We start from the raw sequence: 1,740 nt of genomic DNA, 5'->3' as shown, positions 1-1,740 counted from the left end.
ATCCAGAGCGCACCATCGCTGTGGGCGGCACGATCCGGATCGCCAACGGGTCCAGGATCGAAGGTGGCAGGGTGCGTGAGGTCCGGCTGCCGAACCGGCTGCTGCCCCTGTTTCAGGTGGTCGAATATCTGCGGGCCTTTCTCATGGCGCGGCTTGCCTGGAGCCGCATCAACACGCTGATGCTGGTGTCCGGCGCCTTCGGCATGTTCCGCCGCGCCGAAGTGGTAGCGGTTGGCGGCTTCACCGGTGGGTCGATGGGTGAGGACCTCGATCTTGTGATCAAGCTGCATCGTCACATGATGGACACCAAACGCAAATACCGCATCCAGTTCATTCCTGAGCCGGTGTGCTGGACCGAAGCGCCCGAGTCACTCCGCGTTCTTGCCAGACAACGCACGCGCTGGCAGCGCGGTGCGCTCGAATGCTTCTTCCGTTACCGCTTCATGCTCTTCAACCCCCGTTATGGGCGTGTTGGCTTCCTCGGCTTTGGTCACATACTGGTTGTTGATGTGCTGGGGCCGATTTCGGAAGTCCTAGGCTATGTGCTCATTCCGACCTTTTGGCTGCTCGGCATTCTTTCGACCGAGTATCTCTTGGCGTTCACATCGCTGGTTTTCACCTACGGCGTTTGCGTGAGCGTGTGTTCGCTGGTCCTCGAAGAAGCCGAGCTTCAGCGTTTTCCGCGCGCGCGGGACCTCGCCGTGCTCACGGCCGTGGCAGTGATCGAGAACTTCGGCTACCGCCAGCTCAACAATTTATGGCGCGTGAAGGGCTGGTGGCAGTATCTACGCGCCGACCAGAGCTGGGGCGAGATGACCAGGACCGGCCTGACTGGACCTAAGAAGTGAGCCCTTTCGGTTAAGTCACTTCAACGTATGCTCGAGCTGTTCGATAAGCCCGTCGAGTGCGGCATGCACGGCCCCGTCATCCGGCTGCTCGATCAGCAGTGTTTCCAGCGCCGATGCCTGTACGCTGATCTCCGCAAACCCGAACGTTCCCGCGGCTCCGGCGAGCGAGTGCGCGGTCGCAATCAGTGAGGCGTTGGAACCCTTCAAAAGGACTGTGTGCCGCGCCGCCTTCAACTCCGCCAGTTGAGCGGCGCACCTGGCCAGGAAACGTTGCCGTAGGGGGGCGAAGGGATCGTTCAAAGTGGGAGGCGCTCTGCGACCAGGTTTCAGAGACATTCAAGCATAGAATTCGGTGGAGTGAAACGAAGGCTCTCTCTTGTCTGCCCTTGCCGGCGAAGAACTCCGCACTCTCAGCGAACGTTCTTGCTTGGGGCAGGCGGCCCGCAAAATAGTCCCCTCCCATCCGAAAGGCCTCCACGGGGCCTGTAGGAACTGGAATAGTGACCGGCTCCCCGTCGAGCTCGTAGAGACGATTCCCTCACGGCGGATGTCGACAAAGAAGTACTGACCTTCCCTGAGTGCAGTGTTCACCTCCCGGCGGGAGTGGACGGTGACGCTGACGGGTGTCTTCATTCACGCATCAGGCGGTCGGCCGCAGACTGCCAATAGCCGGCGAAATCGGTCAGCTTGCGATTGTTCACCATCACCAGCCTTCAGCGCGTCGTCGAACTCCTCAAGCAGCACCTCCACCGTTCTTGTCAGCTCGCGCTGCTTTGGCGGCGGGAGATGGTCGATGCTGGATTTCATAAACGAGGATCTGTCGTCCATCGGGTATGCTTAGCCGAGACTACGCCTCGAATCCACAGACTGCCTCCCCGGGCAGACGCAATTG

At 60.4% G+C, this 1,740-nt stretch carries 2 protein-coding genes and 1 pseudogene; 1 reads left to right on the top strand and 2 read right to left on the bottom strand.

Features of this window, described 5'->3' with window-relative positions; genetic code table 11:
• Window positions 1-848 (top strand): glycosyltransferase family 2 protein (locus tag EN879_RS34725; RefSeq protein ID WP_164774790.1); only part of this gene is annotated, 848 nt, incomplete at its 5' end.
• Window positions 849-863: 15 nt separating this feature from the next.
• Here EN879_RS34725 and EN879_RS34720 read toward each other — a convergent pair.
• Window positions 864-1,148 (bottom strand): Hpt domain-containing protein, encoded by a 285-nt coding sequence (locus tag EN879_RS34720; RefSeq protein WP_063170508.1) that lies wholly within the window; start codon window positions 1,146-1,148, stop codon window positions 864-866.
• Between the two features lie 202 nt (window positions 1,149-1,350).
• Window positions 1,351-1,655, bottom strand: a pseudogene (locus EN879_RS34715) (nucleotidyltransferase); the annotation flags it as partial.
• Window positions 1,656-1,740 lie beyond the last annotated feature (85 nt).

The organism is Mesorhizobium sp. M7A.F.Ca.AU.002.02.1.1 (assembly GCF_003998535.1).
GTDB lineage: Bacteria > Pseudomonadota > Alphaproteobacteria > Rhizobiales > Rhizobiaceae > Mesorhizobium > Mesorhizobium ciceri.
This window is presented reverse-complemented; position numbering and strand designations above follow the sequence as displayed.